This is a genomic window from Mycobacterium sp. RTGN4 (genome assembly GCF_033804635.1).
Classification (GTDB): domain Bacteria; phylum Actinomycetota; class Actinomycetes; order Mycobacteriales; family Mycobacteriaceae; genus Mycobacterium.
Genome location: NZ_JAPZLB010000015.1, coordinates 49,615 through 64,999 on the forward strand (window position 1 = coordinate 49,615; position 15,385 = coordinate 64,999).

Sequence of the window (15,385 nt, forward strand, 5' to 3'; positions counted from 1 at the left end):
CCGGTTCCCTTATGCGGACCTTGCCGACGCGCAAGCAAGCTGGTAGCGTCCGGAGCGGTTCGCCCAACGAATGGAGACGGAATGCTGACTGGCGCTGAGTACCTGACATCGATGAAGGACGGCCGTCAGCTGTATGTCGACGGCGCACTGGTCGAGGACCCGGTCAATCATCCGCTTCTGGCCTCGGCCTACAAGTTCGTGGCGTCGACATACGACAAGATGTGGGACCCGAATAAGGCGGTCGGCCCGTACTACACGATCCCCCAAGATGTCGGCGAGCTACGCACGCTGATGGAGGGGGTCAGCGACTGGGACGACCTGGCCTCAGTCACCGCCAGTGGCCTGATGGCACTGGTGACCACTGCGGCGCGGATGCCGGCGGACGACCCGGCCTACGCGCCATACATCGAGCGGATCAAGGAGTTTCACCGCTACTGCGTGGAAAACGACCTGCGGTGTGTGCAGGCGATCACCGACGCCAAGGGCGATCGCCAACTGCCGCCAAGCCGTCAAGCCGATCCCGACTCCTATACCCGCATCGTGGAACGCCGCCCCGATGGCATCGTGATCAACGGTGCCAAGTTGCACATCACCGGCGCCGCGATGGCACACGAAATGATCGTCATGCCGACCAAACGCATGAAGGCCGATGAATCGGACTGGGCGGTGGCCTGCGCGGTGCCCGTCAACGCCGAAGGCGTGAAGATCGTCAACACCACCTTCGCACCGCGCGGCGAGCAGCAGGACTATTGGCCAGTTTCCAGCGTCCACAACCTGGCCGAAGGTTTCATCATCTTCGACAACGTCTTCGTGCCCAACGAACGCGTGTTCCTCGCCGGCGAAGTGGAACACTCCGCGACCTTCGCGCACGCACTGGGACTGTGGGAACGCGTCAGCGGCGGCATGCACATGGCCGACGCCGCCGACACCTTGGTCGGCTTCGCCCAACTCATCGCTGAGGCGAACGGTGTCGCGAAGATTGCGCACATCAAAGACAAGATCGCCGAAATGGTGATTACTGCAACGTTGATCCGCGGGGGTCTGGAGGCCGCCATCGCCAACGCGGAAACAACCCCGGAAGGATGGGTCCATCCCAACGAGCTCTACACCAACGCCGTCAAACACTACGGTGGCGCTCAGTGGACTTTGATGTGCCGGCACCTGCACGACATTGCCGGCGGCGCGGTTCTCACCGCACCGACCCCCGATGACCTCGCCAACAGCGAGGTCGGACCGCTGCTGCACAAGTACATGGTCGGCCGTGACGGCGTCGACGCCGACTATCGATCACGACTGTTTCACGCAATCCGCGACTACACCGCAGACGCGTTAGGCGGCTGGTGGTACGTGACGCTGCTTCAGTCCGGCGGTGGCTTGTTCGCCCAACGCATGGTTTCGGTGAAGCACTACCCGATGGCAGGGGCCAAACGGCTCGCGCTGCGCACCGCGCACTTCAGCGACGAAACCGTCGCAGGCGTCCAGTGAGCCGACCTGCCACCGGTGCGGCGGTGTTGGGCCAGACCGCAGACGAGTTCACGGCAGAGGCACAAGCGTTCCTGCAAGCCAACGCGCCACGACGACCCGCCGAGAAACAGCGCCAGTGGGGGCGCGGCAGCGACGCGGTCATCATCTTTCAGCGGGAACCGCTGGGCAAGGCCAGTGAACAACTTCGCGCGGCGCGGCAGTGGGTGCAGACCCGATTCGACCACGGCTTCGGCTGGATCACCGGACCTGCCGAGTTCGGCGGCCGCGAGCTCGACAGTTCCTTTCAGCTGCTCTACAACGAGATGGAAGCCCAATACGTCGTGCCCGACTTCGCCAACGATCTCGGCATGGTCGGCATCAACCTCGTCGTGCCAACCATCTACGCACACGGCACCGACGAGCAACGCGAGGCTTATCTGCGTCCAATTTTGCGTGGCGAGCTCATCGGTTGCCAGCTGTTCAGTGAACCGGGAGCCGGCTCGGATCTGGCGGCTCTGCAGACCCGTGCCGTCCGCGACGGCGACGATTGGATCGTCAACGGGCAAAAGGTGTGGACGTCTCTGGCGCACTGCAGCGAGCTCGGCGAGCTGCTCTGCCGCACCGATCCTGCGGCCGCCAAACACAACGGCATCACTGCGTTCCTGTTGGACATGAATACCCCGGGCGTCGATGTGCGGCCACTGCGACAGATGACAGGCGGGGCGGAGTTCAACGAAGTGTTCTTCAATGACGTACGCATCCCCGACGCGCACCGGCTCGGACCGGTGAACGGCGGCTGGAAGGTGGGCCTGACCACGCTGCTGACCGAGCGCTCCGCTGTGGGCAGTGATGACGTCATCGCGGCCGAAGGAGCACTCAACGTGCAATGGCTGATCGCGATGCTCGACGCGTTGGATCTGCTTCAGGATCCCCACGCACGCCGCGGGCTCGCTGAGCTCTACGTCAAACGAGCGAGTACCGAGCGGCTGCGCGAGCAGCTGAACCGAGCGGCGCGCGATGGGCGTACGCCCGGACCGGAGGCATCAGCGCTCAAACTGCTCAACACTCGCAACGTCAACGATGCAGTGCAGTACGTATCTGAAGTACTGGGGCCCAAACTTATTGCCGACAACGGCCAGTGGGGCACCTATGCCTGGAGCGAGCTGTTACTCAGTGTCCCAGCGCTCAGGCTGGTCGGAGGGACAGACGAAGTCATGAGGAACATCATCGGGGAACGTGTCCTGGGGCTACCGAAAGAGCCCTCCGTGGCGGAGGCAAGGCGATGACCATAGCCGATGTGGGGATGCTCGACGATCTTCGCGACGCCACCCGGGGCTTCCTGGCCAAGCACGGTGATGAGCAGGCGGTGCGCGCAGGTTTCCAGGGGCCCACCGACCGTTCGTTGTGGACGGCGATGACCAGCAACCTCGGCGTGCAGTCGATCGGAATCCCCGAACGATTCGGCGGCGACGGCGGCGGGTTGCCCGAGCTGCGGGTTGTACTGGAGGAAACGGGACGGGCGTTGGCACCGGCGCCGTTCCTGTCCACCGCGGTACTGGTGCCGTCGGCATTGCTGGCCTCGGGCGACGATGCAGCGTGCGCAGACTATCTACCCAGTCTCGCTGCGGGCACGTCCACCGCGACTCTCGCCGCGGTGGAAACCGCGGGAAGCTGGGACGCGACCGGCTGGGCCACCGTCGCCGAACCGGGACGCGACGGCTGGCGACTCTCAGGGCGTAAGGCCTTTGTGCTCGACGGGTCCGATGCCGACCTCGTTCTCGTGTTCGCACGCACCTCACAAGGGCTGTCGCTGTTCGCAGTCGAGCCCGCAGCTGAAGGCGTCGTGCGCACCACGATGGACAGCCTGGATTTGTCCCGGCCGCTCGCTCAGATCACTTTCGCGGATACCCCGGCCCGGCTAATCGGGGAGGACGGGGCCGCGGACGTCATTCTCGCCCGGCTGCTCGACACTGCGCGTATCGCGTTGGCCGCCGAAGCGCTCGGCGGGGCCGACCACTGCCTGCAGCTGAGCGTCGACTACGCCCGGACCCGCGTGCAGTTTGGCCGCCCAATCGGCTCGTTTCAGGCCATCAAACATCAGTGCGCCGACATGTTCCTGGAACTGGAAGCCGCCCGGGCCGCCCTCACCGCAGCGGCGTCGGCCAGCACGCATCGCCCGCTCGATGTACCGCTATTGGCCGCGGTCGCGTTCGCGAGCAGTGCGCGGGCGTATTTCCAAATCGCCGACAGCACCATTCACGTGCATGGCGGCATCGGGTTCACCTGGGAGCATCCGGCTCACCTGTACTACCGCAGGGCGAAGTCCATCGAGCTGTTCCTCGGCGGCCCCATCTTTGATGCCGAAGCAGTCCTGGCCGCTCTCGGAGTGTGAATCCCGGCACCGCGGCGATCCGGTCAGCCGGTCCCGCCGTGGTGAGTTCGCCGCCTCGATGACCGAACGGCCCCAAGGAGAACGATGAATGTCACGATCATCGACGACACCGCCCAACTACTCGCCCCGAGGACGCTCGATGCTGCTTAGCACCCAGTTGGCGTACGCAGGCGATGTCCGGGCGGCGGCAGATGAGATCGCCTCGTGGGAGAGCGCAGGATTGGACGTCGTCTGGGTCGCCGAGGCCTACGGCTTCGACGCGCCGAGCGTGATGGGATATCTGGCTGCGCGCACCGAACGGATGCAGATCGGCTCTGCGATACTCCCGATCTACTCGCGGACACCCGCGTTGATCGCGCAGACGGCAGCCGGGGTCGACCATCTCACGGGTGGGCGGGCGATCCTCGGGATCGGGAGCTCCGGGCCACAAGTCGTGGAGGGATGGCACGCCGTCCCCTTCGATCGACCGCTGGCGCGCACCCGAGAGATCATCGACATCTGCCGCCGGGTGTGGCGGCGCGAACGACTCGTCAACGACGGGCTGTACAACATCCCGCTTCCGGCGGACCGCGGAACGGGCCGGGGTAAACCATTGAAGCTGATCAATCATCCTGTACGGGTGAATATTCCGATCTACGTCGCGTCACTCGGTACGCGCAACGTCGAGATGACGGCCGAGCTGGCCGACGGCTGGATCCCGAACATGTTCCTTCCCGAACGCGCGGCCGACGTGTGGGGCGATGCGCTCACGTCGGGAGGTGAGAAGCGTTCAGGCGAGCTCGCGTCTCTACAGGTCGTCGCCGGCGGCCTAGTTGCGATCGGTGAGGACGTCGAACACCTGCGTGACCTCGGCCGCGGAGAGTACGCGCTCTACATCGGCGGGATGGGCGCGCGAGATCGCAACTTCTACTTCAACATTGCCTGCAGCTATGGCTATGCCGATGCGGCAGAGCGGATCCGAGAGGCGTTTCTCGCAGGACGTAAGGAAGAGGCCGAGGCCGCGGTGCCAAGCGAGCTCCTCGAGCTCACCTCGTTGATCGGGACCGCCGGCTACGTGAAGGAACGGATTGAAGCGTATCGGGAGGCAGGCGTGACAATACTGAACGTTCGTCCCGTCGGCGGCGACCCTGTCGGCGAGCTGGCACAGCTTCGCGCTTGGCTCTGATGGCGGGTTGCGTGGGCACTGACCCCGTTTCTCCCTTGCGTCCCGTACGAACCATCCGCGGCACGCTGGCGAATTTGCGGCCGAGCATCTGCTTGGGAGGCATTCTGGGGCAGCGTGCTTGCGTGTCGGGAACCTACCGAGTCGCTTGCTGGGACCCGCAACCGGGACGCCCGGGGAACGCGTAGCCGCGTGAAACACGTTGAGGGAAAACTGATGTACGCTGCGCTCCAATTTGCTTGCTCGAATGCAACTCCGGGGCACTACAGTAACTGAACGGTCCACAGCGCGGCTAGGGGAGTGGGATGCACAGCCATTGCGCGGTATTTTCAAGGGAGATTCATGAGACGTTTGGTTTTTGAAACAGAGCACGAGCAACTACGGGAAACCGCACGGCACTTCGTCGAACGTGAGGTCGCTCCCTACACTGCGAAGTGGGAGGGCCAGCGCATCGTTGATCGGTCTGCTTATCTAGTCGCAGGCAAGTATGGCCTCATCGGCTTCAACATGCCCGAGAAGTTTGGCGGCGGCGGCCAGGACGACTTCCGCTTCAACGCCGTTGTGGTCGAGGAATTGTCGCGGTTCGGAGCCAGCGCACCGTCACTGAGCCTGCAGAACGACATCGTCGGACCCTATTTGAAGAATTTGGCCACCGAGGAGCAACAGCAGCGTTGGCTGCCAGGCTTCATCACCGGCGAGCTCATCGGTGCGATCGCAATGAGCGAGCCCGGCGCGGGAAGCGACTTGGCCGGCATCCGCACCTCTGCAGTCCGCGAAGGCGACGATTGGATCCTCAACGGCTCCAAGACATTCATCTCAGCGGGGATCAATTCCGACCTGGTGATCGTTGTGGCCCGAACCGATCCGGACGCCGGCCACAAAGGATTCACCCTGTTTGTCGTCGAGCGCGGTATGGACGGCTTCACGCGTGGTCGTAAGTTGGACAAACTGGGCCAGCACGCCCAAGACACTGCCGAGTTGCACTTCGACCACGTTCGGGTGCCGAGCGAAAATATCCTCGGCAAGGTGGGCCGGGGCTTTTATCACTTGATGCACAATCTGCCTTCTGAGCGGTTGTCGATCGCGATCGCCGCAGTTGCCATTGCGCGCGAAAGCTGGCGCGAGACATTGCAATACGCGAAGGACCGGAAGGCCTTCGGCCAGCCGATCGGCACCTTCCAGCACAATCGCTTCCTTTTCGCAGAGATGGACACCGAACTGGAGATCGCTGAGCAGTACATCGACCGGTGTTTGCAAGCCATCGTTGACGGCGAGCTGACCGCGGTTGAGGCAGCCAAGGCCAAATGGTGGACGACCGAACTCGCCAAGCGGGTCATCGACAACTGCGTACAACTCCACGGTGGGTACGGCTACATGAATGAATACAAAATCACCAGGGATTACGCCGACGCGCGGATCATGACAATCTTCGGAGGGACAACCGAGATCATGAAGGACATCATCGGGCGCGATCTCGGCCTCTAGCCCTCGAAATGGCTCAGCGCATGCACGAATCGCCTTGACCTAAACTGAGATCCGCGGTCGCCGTGCACGATGCAGCCGGCCACCGCACCACGCCGTGTCACTGCGCTACGAGCGCGGTCGTGGCCAACCGGGACTTCATCCGGGAGTCGATCGAGTACCCCACGTTGCGGCTAGAGAACACCGTTCGACCGGTACACGCCTGCTCCCCGTCCAGGACGAGATCTCCTACGTGTCTTTGACAGTGGCTCTCGGGTAGGGCGACGACTTACTCGATTGCCGAGAAATTCCTGTTGCGCCGGGGTTCAGGCGGTCAGCCGAGGTAAGAGGCTGTAAGCGTTCCCGTGCATGACCTGCGCGAGCAGTTCAGGCCGAGTTGCGAAGTACGCATCTACGTTGTGCGTGTACCAACCTGCGGTTTGCGGGCTGACGGCAGGGAAGTCGGTGCCAAACAGAATGTGGTCTGGCTCAACGAAGTTCTCGAGTGCCACCAGATTGGTTTCGAACCCTGATAGGGCGGTTTCGTAGTAGAACGTGCGAAAGTCGTTGATGATTTCGTCCGGACTCAGTTCGCAGTCGAGGTGGAACGCGCACAACGCGGCGACCCGAGCAGCGAGATATGGCGTGCTGCCGCCAGAATGGGAAAGAATGATCTTCACGTTCGGATACTGCCGTTTGCGCCCGCTGGTCACCAGATCAGCTGCGCCTTTGTAGGTTTCGTTCGGAACTTCGCTAACCGGGATGGGCAAGAACTGGCTCGGGGCCCGGTTGCTACCTGGTGTCTGCTCACCGTGCAGGAACACCAGCGCGCCGCGACGATCGAGTTCGGCCCACAGCGGTTCGAAGATCGGGTCGCCCAGGGATCGGGCCTGATCCCCGACGCCGTAGACGTTGGTCAGGGTGACTCCGTCGGCCCCCAAAACGTCGAGCGCATACGTCAGCTCTTCCAGCGCGGCGTCGGTGTCCGTCGGGGTAGGCAGATGCGCAAACAGGCCGAACCGTCCTGGGTAGTCGTCCGCTGTCTGACGGGTCAGGGTATTCAACTCGCGGGCGAAGTGACGGCGTTTGTTCTCTGGGAGCCGTGATTCCACGTCGTTGGGTATGGACAGGATCGCGGTACCGATCTGCAGCCTATCCATGAACTCCACGCTGACCTGCGGTGTCCAACTGCCCGCGTCCTTGACGAATTTCCAGCCGGAATCGCCGCCCGTGGCGCCGAACGCCCCCGAGGTGAACATGCCGGCCGGCATGAAGTGGTGGTGAAAATCGATACGGCCGGGTTTGGTGGTGGTGTCGTCAGCCATACCTATACTCAACCCGCAATAGTTGATGTTTGTCAATAATCATCCAATGTTAGATTTCCTCCATGGTTGACACCGACGCTCCGGAGCTGCAGCTCCTCGACGCGCTCTACCGACTCAACAAATTGGTCTTGGCTGACACCCGCGTGCACGTCGCCGCGACCGCACACCTGGACCTCGCGGACTTTCTGGTGCTGCGCACGGTAAAACTGGGTGTCGATACTCCAAGTGATCTCGTAAGCGATCTTGGTCTTAACCCGTCCGTTGTCAGTAGGGCATTGTCCAAGCTCGCCAACTCGGGCCTGGTGACTCGCCAGATCGATCTCGCGGACTCGCGCCGATCACGGATCAGGTTGACAGACGACGGTGTGCAGACCACCGATGACATCGGGGCGCGGATTCGACCCGGTCTGGCTCAGCGACTTCGACTCCTGACCCCTGACCGGATTCGGATCCTGTTGGAGAGCCTCGAAATCCTGTGTAGGGACACAGTCGGCTGAACCGAAGCTAGGGTCCTACGATGCTGGACAACGCCGAGGTCATCGTGGCGATGAGATGCTCGCCGGAGAATCCGGGTTTGTCGAGGACGACGCGTACCGGAAGCGTCCGTGCGATCGTCGCTGCGGCCGAGCAGCGGGAGTGGGTGTCGTCGAAGTCGTCCTTGGTTGCGAGGGTCAGCCGAAAGCCGTCGTAGACAAGGCGATTGAGCACGTCGCGGGCATCGTTGGGGCCCAGCCTGGGTGCTTTGCTCAAAAGGACCCGCAACAGACTCCTGTGAATCGAGGACGTCTAAAATGCGATGCAGGTGTGCGGAGAAATCGAGGTCGCGAGCCTGATAGGCCGGGGCGCTCGGACCGGTGGCGGTGTCCGTCAAGGCCCTCGTCTGCTGTACCCGTCGCACGGCGAGCGTGACATCCGACTGATCCGAAGGTTCACCTGACAGGGACGTTGTTGCGCCGCTTCCTGCTCAAATCGAACTCACGGGCTTGCTCGGCGTCGCACCGTCGCGAATGTCCGATGCCAACCACGACGATGGCAGCAGCCGGATCATTGCGGCTGCTGCCGTCGAAGCCCGACTGTTGCCGTACCCCACGACTGGAACGCTGTCGGGCAGTGCGTGGTCAAGACAAGTCGATCGCAACAGCCTTCGTCGTCGTGTAGTGATGAAGGACCGTATCCATGGTCGACTCCCGGCCGAAGCCGCTCTGTTTGTATCCACCGATCGGTTGGCCGGGGGTGAGGTTGTAATACCGGTTCACCCACACGGTGCCGGTCTCCATCGCGCGTGTGATCCGGTGCGCCCGGGCTAGATTGGTGGTCCAGAGGCCACCCGCAAGGCCGTACGGTGAGTCATTGACCTGGCGCAGCATCTCCTCCTCGTCCCTCCACAACAGGATGTCGGTGACGGGGCCGAAGATCTCTTCTTGGGCAATGCGCATGTCATTGGATACGTCGGTGAATATCGTCGGCTGGATGAAGAATCCGTCTTCAAGACCTGCCACGGTGGCCGGACCGCCGCCGGCGAACACGGTGGCGCCTTCTTGGCGCCCCAAATCGATGTAGGACAAGACCTTCCGATACTGCGCTTCGGATGCCTGGGCGCCCAGAGTCGTGTTCGGATCGACCGGATCTCCCTGGCGCACCAGCTTCAGAAATCCAGTGAGATGGTCGAAGAACTCATCGGCGACAGTTTCGTGAAGGAACACCCTGGTACCCGCGAAGCACACTTCGCCCTTGTTCATTGTGGTGGTCCGAACGACGGAGTCCGCCGCCTTGCGGATATCTGCGTCCTCACAAATGATGTTGGCGGACTTGCCCCCGAGCTCGAATGTCTGAGGGATCATATTCGCTGCCGCGTAACCCATGACCTTCTGGGCGGTGTCTCGGCTGCCGGTGAAGGCGACCTTGCGGATCTTGCGATGGGTGACCAGTGCCTCGCCGACATCTGCCCCGTACCCGGTGATGACGTTGAGCACGCCACGCGGCAGCAGTTCGCGGATGTCGTTGATGAACTCCATCACCGAAAGGCACACGGTTTCAGCTGGTTTGAGCACGATCGTGCAGCCGGCGGCGAGCGCCGGCGCGAGCTTCATCGACGCCATGTGCAGGGCGACATTCCACGGAATGATCTGTGCCACCGGTCCAATCGCCTCACGGTGGACAAGCACTGTGGCGTTCTCGAAGTCATTCACCGTGCCGTCGAGGTGAAACGGTGTCCCGGCGAAGTAATCGAAATTGCCGATTGCGCCGACAAGGTCCATGTGGACGGCTTCATTGATCGGCTTGCCGTTGTTCAGCGTCTCCATCATCGCGTACTCGAGACGACGCCGACGCAGGGTGTCGGCTATCTCGCGCAGAACCTGCTGGCGGTATCCTGGAGAGGTTCGCGACCACGCCGGAAACGCCGCAGCGGCGGCGTCTACGGCACGGTCGACGTCAACCGCGTCGCCGGCTTGAATGTGAGCCAGCACGTCGCGGGTGGCTGGATTGCGTAACTCGATGAGTTTGCCACTGTGGCCGTCCACCCATTCTCCGTTGATGAAATGTCCGTAGGTGCGGACCTCGCTGAGGTTCTTGGCCAGCAGTGCTGTGGATTCGTAGTTCAGTTTCATCGAGGAATACTTTCGTAGTGTGTGCGGCTGGCAAATCGCCCTGTGGTGGCGCGGCCGCACCAGCGCGTACGGACATGTCCGCGCTCGAGTTTACCTGCGTGCCAGCAAGCAGGTGAACTGGTTCGGTCGATTTCGGGCCTGGAATCAGCGGGCGTCGCTGTTGCGGCCGAGTTTGCAGGTCGACCGTCCGGTCTCACGTCTGGTGAATTGCTCTGCAGCGTGGTTGCCGACCCCGCGGCTGGCGACCATCGTCCTTGCTTGCTAGCAAGGAATATGCCAGGATGTCGATGTGCCGAGTAGTAGCAAAGGGCTTTTGATGCGATCTTGTGGATTGCAGGGCCCGCCAATGCTTGTCGGCTCTTCCGCAAGGACATTCAAACTGAGGTAGGTACCGATGAAACTTGGCGTGGGACTGATGCAGAACCCAACCGATGCTCAAACGATCCTGAGCCGTGCCCGGCTGGCTGAGGAACTCGGCTACGACAGCCTCTGGTTGGCAGACCACCTCCTGTGGCCGCGCCCCGTCGAGCCTGCCCGGACATGCGTTGAAGCATGGACGATGATGACCGCTGTTGCGGCGGTCACCGAGAAGCCGGACATCGGGTTCATCATGCTGAATTCATCCTTCCGCCCGCCGGCGCTGATGGCGAAGATGGCGACCACACTCGATCAACTGTCGCGTGGCCGGCTGATTTACTCCCTGGGCACCGGTTACTACCAGAACGAGTACGGCGCCTACGGCGTACCGTTCTTGGCCGACAAGGACGAAAGGGTGGCCTACCAAAGGGAAGTCGCCGATGTGGCCAAATTCCTGTGGACCCACCCCTCACCGGAGCAGGTCGACTACAGCGGGAAGTACGTTCAGGTCTCGAAATGCCGTTTCTCGCCGGCGCCGTACCGTCAGCCGCATCCGCCGATCTGGTTCGGTGGGGAATCGGCATCGACGCGGGCGTTGGTCGCCGAGTTGGGCGACGGGTGGATCATGCACGGCCACGCGATCACCCCAACCCTCGAGGCGTTCCGTCAGGAATACCCTGGCTTCGATCGCGACCTGACGCTGGCCGCGATGATCAATACGTGCATCGGGCGGACGCACGAAGAAGCCGTGGAGCGGGCTCGTGGTTTGACGCTCAGCGGCAGGGAGACCTTCGAAGACATGGTGGAGAACTCGCTCGTCGGCACCGTTGACTTCTGTCGTGAGCGGTTGGCGGCCATCGCAGAGAAGGGAATCGATGTTGTCATTCTGGCAGTCGATGGCGAAGAGACCATGGTGACGGTGGCCGAGGAGATCATGCCGACGATCGGCATCCAGGTCTAGGGGCTGACAATGGCTCTGGCCAGCGCGGGAGGCGGGTGTATCTGTGCATTGCGCCGCTCGCGACCGAATTCTTCGCGCCGCGGGCCGCGCCCTGTGAGCGATACTGAGCCATTTATAGATGACAATTACGAATGAGTTCGAGGAAGAATCCCTAGCCTATTTGCTGCATCAGGTGGCAGCAATGCTGCGCCCGCAGGTAGCGGCGGACTTGGCACCTTTGGGCATAGGGCTGCCGGAGTTCGTATGCTTGCGGATTCTTGCGCAGCATCCCGGGCGCACAAGTGCGGACTTGGCGCGCGCGACCCACGTATCGGCGCAGGCAACCAACCAGGTGCTACTGCGCTTGGAGGCGATCGATGCGGTTGAGCGGCGCGCCACTGCACCGGTCGGTAGGGCATTGCCCGCACAACTGACACCCCAAGGCAAGAAGCTGCTGGAACAGGCGCAGCGAGCAGCGAACGCCGCTGACGGGAGGGTGCTCGCCGGCCTGACAACCACCGAGCGGAAGCACCTCAAGGCGCTAGTGGGCAAAGCCGGTCAGGTGAGTTGAGGCGAGAGCGATTACGGCGTGGATGACCATGAAGCGCTTCGGTTGGCGCGAAATTCGACGGTCCTCCGGCGGACAGGATGCGCCGGTCTATACGACCTTCGACTAGAGCAAGTATTGAGGTTCTCTCCCAGTCAATCAACGACGCGCTGGCCGCACTCGCAGTTGCGCACCACCCGCCGCGGAACGACACCCTCTTCATCCCGCACGTGGATGAGATCAAGTGCAACGTTCTGCGGCCATGGCTGGAGAGGACTTTGGCGGATCTCAACGCCTTGCTACACGGTCTGGCAGAGACCGAACGGCAGCCACTATCGGTACGTGAGCAGATCACGCTGTTCGCGGCGCTCGATCCGTCGAGCCGGGCTCCTATCGAGGTGTAGGCCCTACCTGCAGTTGTCGAGGCGAGATCCTAGGCTGCCGGTCTGTTCGCACGGCGGGGCTGGATGGTGCTCGCGTAGAGGCGGACCGCTGTGGATCACCGGGCCTCGTTGCCTGCGAGAGGCACGCACACGATGCCCGATGTGGTTGGCCACCAGGAAGGCCATCTGCTCTTCGGTGATCAATTCAGCGGCGACGACGAGGTCGCCCTCATTTTCACGGTCCTCTTCATCGATCACCACGATCATCTGGCCTCGAGCCAGCGCTTCGACACCAGCCTCGATCGCCTCGGCGAGCTAGACGGTGGGCATGGAATTTGCAGTCATCGTCTTTACGTGCTCGATGTTGCGGCCAACCGGCGTAGCTGGCTAGCGTGGAACACAAGTGGTGAAGCCTCGGGATCGGCTTGGAGCGAATGAATCTCGAGCAACGCAATCAGATGGTCACCGGCCGGTACTTCGCCGTGCAACGTGCACTCGAACCACGCGACGGAACCCTCGACAAATACCGCCCCATGTGCACTGGCGTTCCAATCCACGTCGGCGAACCTATTGCCGATCTTCAGCGACAGTGCACGGCACTGGAGCTGCTGGCCTTCGGCCAGGATGCTCACGCCAAGGTGGTCGCGTCCGCGAAGCAGCGGCCACGTCGTCGAGCTGTTCTGAATGCACACCGACACCAAGGGCGGGTTCAGCGAGACCGACGTGAATGAACTCGCGACCAGTCCGACCGGACTGGACTCTGCCAGGGCGCAGATAGCCGCCAACCCCGAAGGAAAACAGCTGTAGGCCGCACGAAGCTGCTGCGGGTCGTCTCGCGCCGCCTCCCCGCGGATCATCCGTGTCTACCTCCTGGAACACGTATGCACGGAGGTGGTCTGCGCCGAGATTTGCCCAGGTGTGCGGATAAACCGACCGGGTCGATCACGAGCCGGCCAGGATCGTGCGCGCATCACCCGTTCTGTGGTGGGGGCGCCTGCGTGCCACAGCCGAGTCCATAACCACCGCAACCCTCGCCTTCATTTGAATAGGACTCTCCTGCACCGTGCTTGCTAGCAAGCACGGTCGCACGGGCTGGATCAAAGCGAACCGCAAATCCGTTCGGCGCCCAGCCTCATCATGTCAGGCAGGTTGCCTGCGTGCAAGTAACAGTTCCCAGGTTCGCCATCTGGTCGTGGTTGGCGCCTGAAAAGTAGAAGGCTGGCACCAGCAGCCTTGTTGAATCGGCCCTCACTCGCCTACCTTACATGCGAGCAAGTAAGCGCCTCGGAGCAAGACTGGCAACGGGGCGGGCGCACTTCCTCGGAAGAAAGCCAGAAACACTCGACATAGCGCGGATGCCGGCCACGGTGATCGCTGAGCGGACCGGCCGGCATGGGTGCCACCGCAGTTCAACAAGGGTTTCGAAAGAAGGCGCAGCAGCTGACGTACACACCGCCGAACGGGACTCTGATTCATCTAGTGCAATATGCGGCACTTTTTGATGGATAATAGAGATTATCCATGGACGTGAATGCCATCGAATCTGCTTGGGGAGTGGCGTAAAGCGTTCCAGCCGCGGGCCGGCGTTCGTCGCAAAGTTTGAGAACCGCTTACCAGCCGCTCTGCACCTGTCTCAGTCACGTGGCGAACGGCGGTGCCTAATCGTTGTGGCGAATTCTCGCAGCCGTCGACGGCCGCGGCCGCGAGTTGCTCAGAACTCAATCGGTTGCACACCGACGAAGGCCGCCAGCTCACGAGCGTTTCGATGCGTATCGAAACTACGGAGCAGCTCGATGTAGCGCCCCTTATCGAGGTCCCAGTTGTACTGGAACTCAGCAGGGTCCTGGGCGGTGATGAACACGAGATCGGCAAGAAGCCTTGTGGTGCGGCCATTTCCGTCGGCGAACGGGTGTACCCGTACAGTTTCGGCGTGCGTCGCGAGGCCAAGCTCGCGGGCTGTCCAGTCGTCCGTGTGCTCCCACCGATATCGGATGTTGTCGAGTGCGCTGCGGAGTTCGACGGCGATCTGTCTTGGGTCAACCCCAATGTTGACGTCTCGCTGTCGCCACCGCCCTGCCCAGCTCCAGATATCGCCATAGAGGCGTTCGTGAAGATCGCGGACGAAGTAATCGGTCAGCAGTTCGTCCAGCGACAATGAGCCGTTGAACGCAGCGGTCAGGAGGTCCTCGGACACTTGCTCCTGTACCGCTTGTTCGAGGTCGTAGACCGCGGCCCTGCTGACCGGCTTTTCGAGGACCTTGACGACATGGGGGAGGAGCGCGGTCAGCTCGTCGTGTGGAAGGGGAGTTTCGCCGTATCCCGGCGTGAGCGGCATCAGCGCTGGCGTGTCTGCCGCTCTGCCAGGAGCCGCTTCACTGACGCCGGGCGAACGTAGCCGGCGGGGACCGCGCGATTCTCAAGCTTTGCGGATGCCTTGGTGGCTCGTGCAGCGACCTTCTTGACGACCGCCTTCTTGACGACCGCCTTCTTGACGGGCGCCTTCTTAACCGTTTGACGTTCCATGGCCACACCTCCTTCGGGCATCGACTACTGATTTTATGTTATCGGCGGTCAGTCGGCTGGTGGGCGGCCGCCGGGGTCGGCGTTGGTGGATATCAGCGTTTATCCATGAGAATCTGGCATCTCGCGATTTACGGAGTCACCGACTCCGGACCGGGAGCCAATGAAACGGCGAATATCAATGGCGTGGCATGCGGAGACGACGACGGTGGAAATTTCAGTTAA

The 15,385-nt window shown here is 62.2% G+C and carries 16 protein-coding genes and 1 pseudogene; 9 read left to right on the forward strand and 8 right to left on the reverse strand.

What is annotated here, in order from left to right:
* Positions 1-81: 81 nt before the first annotated feature.
* From SLQ30_RS26245 to SLQ30_RS26265, 5 genes are all read left to right on the forward strand, one after another.
* Positions 82-1,485 (forward strand): 4-hydroxyphenylacetate 3-hydroxylase N-terminal domain-containing protein, encoded by a 1,404-nt coding sequence (locus tag SLQ30_RS26245; RefSeq protein ID WP_319449794.1) that lies wholly within the window; start codon positions 82-84, stop codon positions 1,483-1,485.
* Positions 1,482-2,750: an acyl-CoA dehydrogenase family protein gene (locus SLQ30_RS26250; protein ID WP_319449793.1), complete on the forward strand. Its 1,269-nt coding sequence runs from the start codon at positions 1,482-1,484 to the stop codon at positions 2,748-2,750. The genes SLQ30_RS26245 and SLQ30_RS26250 overlap by 4 nt, the downstream gene beginning before the upstream one ends.
* Positions 2,747-3,856 carry an acyl-CoA dehydrogenase family protein gene (locus tag SLQ30_RS26255; RefSeq protein WP_319449792.1) on the forward strand — a complete coding sequence of 370 codons (1,110 nt, stop codon included), beginning with the start codon at positions 2,747-2,749 and terminating at the stop codon, positions 3,854-3,856. Before SLQ30_RS26250 ends, SLQ30_RS26255 begins: the two co-directional genes overlap by 4 nt.
* Positions 3,857-3,995: 139 nt before the next feature.
* Positions 3,996-5,021, forward strand: a complete 1,026-nt coding sequence (locus tag SLQ30_RS26260; RefSeq protein ID WP_319449791.1) for an LLM class F420-dependent oxidoreductase — start codon at positions 3,996-3,998, stop codon at positions 5,019-5,021.
* A 339-nt stretch (positions 5,022-5,360) separates the two neighbouring features.
* Complete coding sequence (locus SLQ30_RS26265; RefSeq protein ID WP_319449790.1) at positions 5,361-6,503, forward strand: acyl-CoA dehydrogenase family protein; 1,143 nt, start codon at positions 5,361-5,363, stop codon at positions 6,501-6,503.
* Between the two features lie 8 nt (positions 6,504-6,511).
* On the opposite strand, the pseudogene SLQ30_RS26270 reads toward SLQ30_RS26265, so the two are convergent.
* Positions 6,512-6,684: pseudogene (locus SLQ30_RS26270) on the reverse strand (DDE-type integrase/transposase/recombinase); the annotation flags it as partial.
* Between the two features lie 121 nt (positions 6,685-6,805).
* The gene (locus tag SLQ30_RS26275) at positions 6,806-7,804 is read right to left on the reverse strand and encodes an amidohydrolase family protein (RefSeq protein ID WP_319449789.1); all 999 of its coding nucleotides are present in this window, start codon (positions 7,802-7,804) and stop codon (positions 6,806-6,808) included.
* Between the two features lie 62 nt (positions 7,805-7,866).
* Here SLQ30_RS26275 and SLQ30_RS26280 point away from each other — a divergent pair, with 62 nt between their 5' ends.
* A complete protein-coding gene (locus SLQ30_RS26280; protein ID WP_319449788.1) occupies positions 7,867-8,301 on the forward strand; it encodes a MarR family winged helix-turn-helix transcriptional regulator in 435 nt (144 codons plus the stop codon).
* 7 nt (positions 8,302-8,308) lie between these two features.
* Here SLQ30_RS26280 and SLQ30_RS26285 read toward each other — a convergent pair whose 3' ends face one another.
* A complete protein-coding gene (locus tag SLQ30_RS26285) occupies positions 8,309-8,512 on the reverse strand; it encodes a hypothetical protein (protein ID WP_319449787.1) in 204 nt (67 codons plus the stop codon).
* Between the two features lie 410 nt (positions 8,513-8,922).
* Entirely contained in the window at positions 8,923-10,473 is a 1,551-nt protein-coding gene (locus tag SLQ30_RS26290) for an aldehyde dehydrogenase family protein (protein WP_319449786.1), read from the reverse strand.
* Positions 10,474-10,807: 334 nt separating this feature from the next.
* Here SLQ30_RS26290 and SLQ30_RS26295 point away from each other — a divergent pair, with 334 nt between their 5' ends.
* The 3 genes from SLQ30_RS26295 to SLQ30_RS26305 all read left to right on the forward strand — a co-directional run bounded on the left by SLQ30_RS26295 (position 10,808) and on the right by SLQ30_RS26305 (position 12,661).
* Positions 10,808-11,731: an LLM class flavin-dependent oxidoreductase gene (locus SLQ30_RS26295; RefSeq protein ID WP_319449785.1), complete on the forward strand. Its 924-nt coding sequence runs from the start codon at positions 10,808-10,810 to the stop codon at positions 11,729-11,731.
* A gap of 118 nt (positions 11,732-11,849) precedes the next feature.
* Positions 11,850-12,281 carry a MarR family transcriptional regulator gene (locus tag SLQ30_RS26300; protein ID WP_319449784.1) on the forward strand — a complete coding sequence of 144 codons (432 nt, stop codon included), beginning with the start codon at positions 11,850-11,852 and terminating at the stop codon, positions 12,279-12,281.
* A gap of 206 nt (positions 12,282-12,487) precedes the next feature.
* A complete protein-coding gene (locus tag SLQ30_RS26305; protein ID WP_319449783.1) occupies positions 12,488-12,661 on the forward strand; it encodes a hypothetical protein in 174 nt (57 codons plus the stop codon).
* Positions 12,662-12,664: 3 nt separating this feature from the next.
* Here the strand turns inward: SLQ30_RS26305 and SLQ30_RS26310 are convergent, their stop codons facing one another.
* The 4 genes from SLQ30_RS26310 to SLQ30_RS26325 form a co-directional block, all read right to left on the reverse strand.
* Positions 12,665-12,907 carry a 3,4-dihydroxy-2-butanone-4-phosphate synthase gene (locus tag SLQ30_RS26310; RefSeq protein ID WP_319449782.1) on the reverse strand — a complete coding sequence of 81 codons (243 nt, stop codon included), beginning with the start codon at positions 12,905-12,907 and terminating at the stop codon, positions 12,665-12,667.
* An 83-nt stretch (positions 12,908-12,990) separates the two neighbouring features.
* The gene (locus SLQ30_RS26315; RefSeq protein WP_319449781.1) at positions 12,991-13,497 is read right to left on the reverse strand and encodes a flavin reductase family protein; all 507 of its coding nucleotides are present in this window, start codon (positions 13,495-13,497) and stop codon (positions 12,991-12,993) included.
* A gap of 854 nt (positions 13,498-14,351) precedes the next feature.
* The gene (locus SLQ30_RS26320; protein WP_319449780.1) at positions 14,352-14,975 is read right to left on the reverse strand and encodes a Fic family protein; all 624 of its coding nucleotides are present in this window, start codon (positions 14,973-14,975) and stop codon (positions 14,352-14,354) included.
* Entirely contained in the window at positions 14,975-15,163 is a 189-nt protein-coding gene (locus tag SLQ30_RS26325; RefSeq protein WP_319449779.1) for a hypothetical protein, read from the reverse strand. The genes SLQ30_RS26320 and SLQ30_RS26325 overlap by 1 nt, the downstream gene beginning before the upstream one ends.
* Between the last annotated feature and the right edge of the window lie 222 nt (positions 15,164-15,385).